General features: G+C 41.8%; 9 protein-coding genes. 1 reads left to right on the plus strand and 8 read right to left on the minus strand.

Annotation, left to right across the window (positions count from 1 at the left end; translation table 11 throughout):
- Window positions 1-308 (minus strand): Rpn family recombination-promoting nuclease/putative transposase (locus tag PX484_RS19785; RefSeq protein WP_502882770.1); only part of this gene is annotated, 308 nt, incomplete at its 3' end.
- A 239-nt stretch (window positions 309-547) separates the two neighbouring features.
- On the opposite strand from PX484_RS19785, the gene PX484_RS19790 reads away from it, so the two are divergent.
- The gene (locus tag PX484_RS19790; protein WP_287767711.1) at window positions 548-1582 is read left to right on the plus strand and encodes a 6-bladed beta-propeller; all 1035 of its coding nucleotides are present in this window, start codon (window positions 548-550) and stop codon (window positions 1580-1582) included.
- 65 nt (window positions 1583-1647) lie between these two features.
- Here the strand turns inward: PX484_RS19790 and PX484_RS19795 are convergent, their stop codons facing one another.
- From PX484_RS19795 to PX484_RS19825, 7 genes are all read right to left on the minus strand, one after another.
- Window positions 1648-1998 carry an Rpn family recombination-promoting nuclease/putative transposase gene (locus PX484_RS19795; protein ID WP_353853249.1) on the minus strand — a complete coding sequence of 117 codons (351 nt, stop codon included), beginning with the start codon at window positions 1996-1998 and terminating at the stop codon, window positions 1648-1650.
- A complete protein-coding gene (locus tag PX484_RS19800; protein WP_287767709.1) occupies window positions 1994-2839 on the minus strand; it encodes an Rpn family recombination-promoting nuclease/putative transposase in 846 nt (281 codons plus the stop codon). Before PX484_RS19800 ends, PX484_RS19795 begins: the two co-directional genes overlap by 5 nt.
- Before the next feature lie 151 nt (window positions 2840-2990).
- Window positions 2991-3821, minus strand: a complete 831-nt coding sequence (gene dapB / locus PX484_RS19805) for a 4-hydroxy-tetrahydrodipicolinate reductase (RefSeq protein WP_046661423.1) — start codon at window positions 3819-3821, stop codon at window positions 2991-2993.
- Window positions 3822-4248: 427 nt separating this feature from the next.
- Window positions 4249-5088: an FkbM family methyltransferase gene (locus PX484_RS19810; RefSeq protein ID WP_002800821.1), complete on the minus strand. Its 840-nt coding sequence runs from the start codon at window positions 5086-5088 to the stop codon at window positions 4249-4251.
- Window positions 5089-5110: 22 nt separating this feature from the next.
- Window positions 5111-6109 carry a glycosyltransferase family 8 protein gene (locus PX484_RS19815; RefSeq protein ID WP_002800822.1) on the minus strand — a complete coding sequence of 333 codons (999 nt, stop codon included), beginning with the start codon at window positions 6107-6109 and terminating at the stop codon, window positions 5111-5113.
- Between the two features lie 204 nt (window positions 6110-6313).
- Window positions 6314-6547 carry a hypothetical protein gene (locus PX484_RS19820; RefSeq protein ID WP_159296037.1) on the minus strand — a complete coding sequence of 78 codons (234 nt, stop codon included), beginning with the start codon at window positions 6545-6547 and terminating at the stop codon, window positions 6314-6316.
- Window positions 6548-6661: 114 nt separating this feature from the next.
- Window positions 6662-6847 (minus strand): asparaginase (locus tag PX484_RS19825; protein ID WP_288105228.1); only part of this gene is annotated, 186 nt, incomplete at its 5' end.

Consider the following 6847-nt stretch of genomic DNA (forward strand, 5'->3'; position numbering starts at 1 on the left):
ACTAGGGGGGAATCACTGCGTCGCAGATAAATTACCACTTGACGCATTTGTTTTTGGGGATGACGACGATAGACGCGAATGCGATAATCGAGCATTCGGAAGGGAATTTTGGAGTCGGGGTCGGTTTGAAACTCGGTATGAAGAATTAATTCCTCTGACTGCAAAAAAATCAGAGAATCGGCACGAATGGGGTCTAATTGTAATTCCGTCGGGTCGAGGACGGTTAAGGGGAGGGGAGAACCCAATAACCAAGTGGCTAGATCATCGGAGAAGTTTTCGGCAATAAATTTACAAATATTATCAAACATTGTCAGGGATTACTTTCCGTTTCTCCTAGGATACCCTCGGTCGCCGGTGTTGACATCCTGTATTGGCCGTAACTGTTGCCGAAGAGAATCGTAGCGCGGAATACATTATAGGCAAAATTCAATTCTAACCATAGACTGATCCCATAGATATTGGCCAATTTGTCACATATTCCCAGAAATTTCTTGACAATTGCTAGAGGAAGGGGTAGCTTGCAATCACATCAATTTTATGAAGCTTTATGTTATTAGTCAAGCTTATCAAACATGGGGGGCGAGAGAAGCTTAGCTTATCAAAGGCTCTGCTGAAATCTTTTTCCCTAGTCACGGCCACTGCGATCGGATGTATTAGTATTGCCACCAGTGCCACTGCGGCCGATTTTAAATTCGCTTTCGGTAGCAAAGGTAAAGTGGACGGTCAGTTCAATAACCCCTTCGGTATCGCCGTCGGTAGCGGTGGTAAGATCTATGTAGCCGATGCTGCCAACAACCGCATACAGGTGTTCGACTCCAATGGAGGCTTCCTGTCCACTTTCGGTAGCTCCGGTGCGGGGGACGGTCAGTTCGATTCACCCAGTGGTATCGCTGTCGGTAGCGATGGTAATATCTATGTGGCCGATACGTTCAACAATCGGGTACAGATATTCAACTCCAGTGGAGTCTTCCAGTCCACTGTCGGGGTCGGTGATTTGCTTGTCCCCTACGGCATCGCCGTCGGTAGCGGTGGTAATATCTATGTAGCCGATACGTTAAACGATCGCGTACAGGTGTTCGACTCCAGTGGAAATGTCCTGTCCACTTTCGGGGTCGGTGATTTGAGTTTCCCCCAAGGTATCGCCGTCGGTAGCAGTGGTAAGATCTATGTAGCCGATACTTCCAACAACTGCGTACAGGTGTTCGACTCCAGTGGAAACGTCTCGTCCCCTTTAGGTATCTGTAGCCTCATACCCGGTTCGGGGAACGGTGAGTTCAGTTCACCCGGTGGTGTCGCTGTCGATGGCGTTGGTAAGATCTATGTGGCCGATACGAACAACAACCGCGTACAGGTGTTTAACTCCGGTGGTGTCTTCCAGTACGCTTTCGGTAGCTCCGGTACGGGGAACGGTCAGTTCAATACACCCTACGGTATCGCTGTCGGTGGCGATAGTAATATCTATGTGGCCGATACGTTCAACAATCGCATACAGGTATTCAAAACGCCCGAACCTTCTAGTATTATCGGATTAGGCATACTAGGGGGCGGTTTAGTGGTGCGTCGCCTCGCTAAACGTCGTTAACCGCGCTTGGGGTGGGGAGATGAGCCAAAATTTTGCCAATTCTCCACCCTTTGCAGTTAAAAGCTTTAATTGTGCTGCTGTCTTTGTAATTCCTCGATCGCATCGGGGGATAAATCGGTAAATTGGGCGATTTCTGGGATAGGAAAACCAGCAGAAAGCATTTTTAGGGCAATTTGTCGAGCTTTTTCTTCTTTACCTTCCTCTTTGCCTTCCTCTTTGCCTTCCTCTAAAGCTTCTTGATAGACTTTAGTTTCTCTTAAATCACTTAAACTAAACATTTTTTCAATCTCCTTACGGTTTAATTTGGGCAATTTATAAATGAGAATTGTCTCAATTAATTCGAGAATGTCCTCTCTTTTGTCTGCTATCCGTGAATTGTTGCGTAAATTGTTTAATCTAAGGCTTTTTTCTTTAATTTAACCATTGCTGCAAATCTTCTAAATCCGAAAACCCCAACAACGCAAGAGCTAAATTATCCAATTGATTAGGATTTAACTGTTTAATTTTTTGTTCTAGCTTTAAAGGAATAGAACCGATTTTTAAGTTTAGCTGACGCAAAATTAGGCTTTTTTTAGCGGATAATTCTCCTTCCTCTCGGCCTTCCTCTCGGCCTTCCTCCAAAGCTTCTTGATAGACTTTAGTTTCTCTTAAATCACTTAAACTAAACATTTTTTCAATCTCCTTACGGTTTAATTTGGGCAATTTATAAATGAGAATTGTCTCAATTAATTCTAGAATGTCCTCTCTTTTTAAAGACTCCTGGAATTGTTGTCTAACCTGTTGAATCAGTTCTTTTCCTTGTTCTAAGGTCTTTTGTTCCGATTCTACAATTAATTGTAACACTTTTACCCCCAGAGAATCCCCCTCATCTAACTGATTCAGATAATAACAGTTAACTCGGCCTGACTCAAAGAATTCTTGATAACGAGATTTGGGACTATTTTCAATTTCCCGATGGGGATAAATGATCACCCCTTGCCAATTCTGGCTTAACTCGCTTTGATGAAAATAGAGAAATATTTCACTAAAAAAGCGGGAGTAAAACCGTTCATCTTTTTGAAATTGTACCTCAACAAAGTAAATCGGATCATTCAGGTTATCGGGAATAAAAACCCCATCTAAACGAAAAGCGAGTTGTTTAACTTCTAGGGAGGAAAATTGATAATGATTGACGGTTTCTGGGGGAAGATTGAGCAAATCAAAGAAACTTTCAGGAAAAGTCTCAAAGAGACGATAGAAAATACTGTCCGTTTTCACTCAATTTTGTCCCTCAATGACTTGTGGTACTTCTTCAATTTCTCAGTCTAAAGCTTGGGGATAGGAAAGCCAGCAGATAGCATTTTTAGGGCAATTTGTCAAGATTTCTCTTCTTTGCCCTTTTCCTCTCCTTTCTCTAAAATGTCTCGATTTAGAGGATTTTTTCTAAACCGTAAACGAGGGATTGCAGCTGAGTAACTTTGCGGATAGAAAGGAGAACCCCCGGCATATAACAGGAGCGATCGCTGGTATCATGACGAAGGGTATAGATTTCCCCGGGGGAACCGAAAATGACTTCCTGGTGAGCAATTAAACCGGGTAAACGCACGCTATGAATACGGATGTTCTCAGCAGTTAAACCGCCTCTAGCACCGGGGATGGTTTCTTTTTCGGAAACTTGGGCAGGATTAAAGGTTTTACCTAATTCGGCCAGTAATTCGGCGGTTTTAATGGCTGTGCCACTGGGTGCGTCTGCTTTTTGATTGTGATGCAGTTCGATAATTTCTACATGATCAAAGTAGCGGGATGCTTGCACGGCAGCCTGTTGTAGTAAAACCATGCCAATGGAAAAATTGGGGATAACTAAACAGCCAGTGCTGGCTTTTTCGGCAAATTCGGCTAAATCTTGCAGTTGTGCCGCCGATAATCCCGTAGTTCCCACCACGGGACGGACTCCATAGGCGATCGCACTGCGGGTGTTGTCATAAACACCGTCGGGATGGGTAAAATCCACCATTACCCCCTGCACTTTTTCCTGAGTTGCCAGGACTAAAACACTCTGTAAATCGTCGAGAATCGGCACTTCTAGGGGTTCACAACCGGCCACTTCCCCCACATCCTGACCTCGAAAAGCTGGATTTCGATCGACTGCACCCACTAAGATCATATCGTCGGCACGAGCAACGGCTTTAATGACTTCCCGTCCCATTTTGCCGGCTGCACCGTTGACAACTACGGGAATCGGGCCTCTATTTTCGGTCATAGTTAATTATTCTCCTTATATGTAGGGATTATGGACTGTTGGGGTGGAGGGGTATTTCAGGGACAAAGGAAAAAACCCCAACACCTAACCCCCTTTTGCCTAATCACTGAATCAATTATCCGTTTTCTCGCGCACAACGATCGAGGGGTAGTTATGAGAAAATCGTGATTATTTAGGGAGAATATGGGTTTTTAACCCTCCATGCCATGCTTAAACTGTCGTTTTCAGGGATTGGAAGAAGGGCAAAAATATCAGGCGTACAGTGTAAAAGTGAGAAGGTCTAGAGCATTCTACATTTTGCGCTGTTCCTACGTCAATGGTGCTTTGTCTGGGTGATATTTTGGCAAATGTGAGTGCATCCTTAACCATATTTTATCACCTCAAACTAATCAACTTATTATTTGGCGAGTTCTAGCAGTTGTAAAAATTAATTGCTCGCTGAATTTTGATGATAAGATAAATTTTTAGTGATCACTTTCCACGCCCACTTTAAGGGTTTTCTGTTTTCCAATGCTTTTACAGAAACGGCAACAGTATCCATACTATTTAACTGCAACAATTGATATCCTCGTGCGCTCAAGAGACTCCGAGCGGATATCCTATCGCTATCGGAAAGATGTTTATGCTCGTACAGGATTAAACTAGGCTGAAACCGATCAATATCTATCATTTTCAGTACCTCGTAATCGAATCCCTCCGTATCTATGTGGATTAAATCTACAGTGCGAACCGAGTTCCGGTTACATAATTCTTCAAACGTTATACATTCCACTTGAGTTTTCCGAATTCGTTGTTCTAGTTCTGGGATAAAATCAATATGCTTTAAGACATGAGATAAGGAAAATGAACCGATTTGATCGTACCAAACAGGCAAAGGGGAATCTGTCTCTTCAACATAGTAGAAGTCTTTAAACCCGTTTACCTCGGCAATCGCTACATTTTCCAACTTAAATCGACCATAATCACCATATTTGGAGCATAATCTTTTGAATACATAGTCAACGGGTTCTATCATAATTCCACACCAACGTTTATCTAGCAGAAAATAACGTAGGGGATCACCGTAGCTAGAATCGTTTGAACCTACTTGAACAAAGAAAATATGCGCTTGTGAAATGGATAAACTATACAGCAGTGTATCGAGCTTATCCTTAAAGATTTTGTAGCGAAGACTAGGTGATTTAAAAATGCTCCAGAACTTTGACTGTTTGTCCGATCTTTTGCCGACTAATCGAGAGATATAAGTTTTAAGTTTTGCAAGTATCATGGCTAAAAAATTATAACTTTTGCTAGAAAATATTAGAACTAACTGATTTGGTTTTGAAATAGGCTAGAGCCTTGTTAAAATATCGTTCTAATCTTTTTTTCCATGCCTCTTTCGGTCGCCATCCAGACCAATCCGTTCGATCTAAGTATTCAAAAAATTGCTTTTCTGTATCCCTTAACGGAGAGAATTTAAATTTCCAAGGTTTATCATCTGATGCAAAATGTATTAGATAAGGAGCTTCCATAACCTGATGATAAACTTCCTCGGAAAAATGACTTTCTTGCCAAGAAGAAAATTTATTAGGAAGTTGATTCCAGCGTGGATCCAGTTTCCCCCAACAGCCCGCCAAAATAGCGTTGAGACCGTCCTGATCCCAGTAACGGAGACGTCTCCCATTTTCCTCTAGATAATTAATAACTTTAAAAGACATATCGTCTTCTCGCCATTTTTTTAAATTAAGAATCATTACCCCAGAGTTAAAATATGGCGTATCTGGGCGTATTTGAAGTTCTTGATAAGTTTTTAAGCCATTTTTACTTGACACTAGAGGACATCCCATATCTTGCACCGCAAATAAATATTGATTATCAATATCAATTTTCCATAAATTGTTTAAATCTTCTTTCAAAATTAAATCACAATCTAGATAAATAACTTTCTCAATCGACGGGGGTAAGAGATAAGGAATTAATAAACGATAGTAAGCGGCAATAGTAACATGACCCCAAGTCGGAAGTTTTTCCACGATTGTAAAGAACGCTGCTTCTTGAGGCTTTAGCCAGTTAAGTACCACTTCGACTTCTAATTTTTGTAGTGACCGAATCACCTTTTTTTTATTAGCATTGGTAATTCCCCCATCAATAACATAAATAAAAGCTTTCCCCTCTTTCAGGTTCTCTGCCAAGGAGTAAAGCATTACGCCAAGAGGAATTGCGTAATTGTTGTCCGCAGCACAGACGACTGTGGGTGTTTTAGTATTTTGCATTATCAACTCTTCGTGTCTTACAAGTTTAAATTCCATAGAAACAAGGTCAAAGAATCGCTTCTCTATTAGACATCTCTAAAAATTATAACCCAATTACAGCTTGCTTTTATGCTCTGTCCTAATTTAAAATAGTTCAATGGCTGAAATGTATATCTATCTTGGCTAATTCAATTTCACCGAAAAAATATAGGACAATTAAAATCATTTCTATTTGGGTAAGTTTCTTAACTAGAAAGACTTTTAGCCTTTTGACGATGACGGCTCGCCTCCTCCGGATAACTGGTGTCGCAATGATGAGGGGAGCGGGATGAGCGAATCGGATTTGGCAAAAACTTCAGGGCGATCAGTGAGAACTACAAAAGGGCTATTATCAGTTATAGTACGAATATCCTCGGCGAGGGTAAGGGCATGATCTCGATATTTCTTCCCGACAGCTAGGGTGACGAAACGAATTTTCCTATCAATCAAACTCATAGGCTACTGTTGGTATTGTCTTGAACTGCCGCACACTCGGCGAGAATGCCCCCACACTGTACCATAGACCTATTGGTCTGTCAAGATTGAATTTACCCTTGGTCAACCCACTATTTACAATAAAGCCATTTCCCCCACCACTTCCAAGCGGGTATAACTGCCGATTTTGAGGAATTTTTCCGAGAGAGATTCGGCCACATTGGGAGTAATCCAGCCTAACTGTTTGAGAATTTGCAAAGCGGCGGCATATTTAGCCCGTTTGGAACCATCTAGGGCTTTAATTGCTAATCCTAAACCTTC

It is taken from the genome of Microcystis sp. M49636_WE2, from assembly GCF_030065375.1.
Classification (GTDB): Bacteria; Cyanobacteriota; Cyanobacteriia; order Cyanobacteriales; family Microcystaceae; genus Microcystis; species Microcystis aeruginosa_C.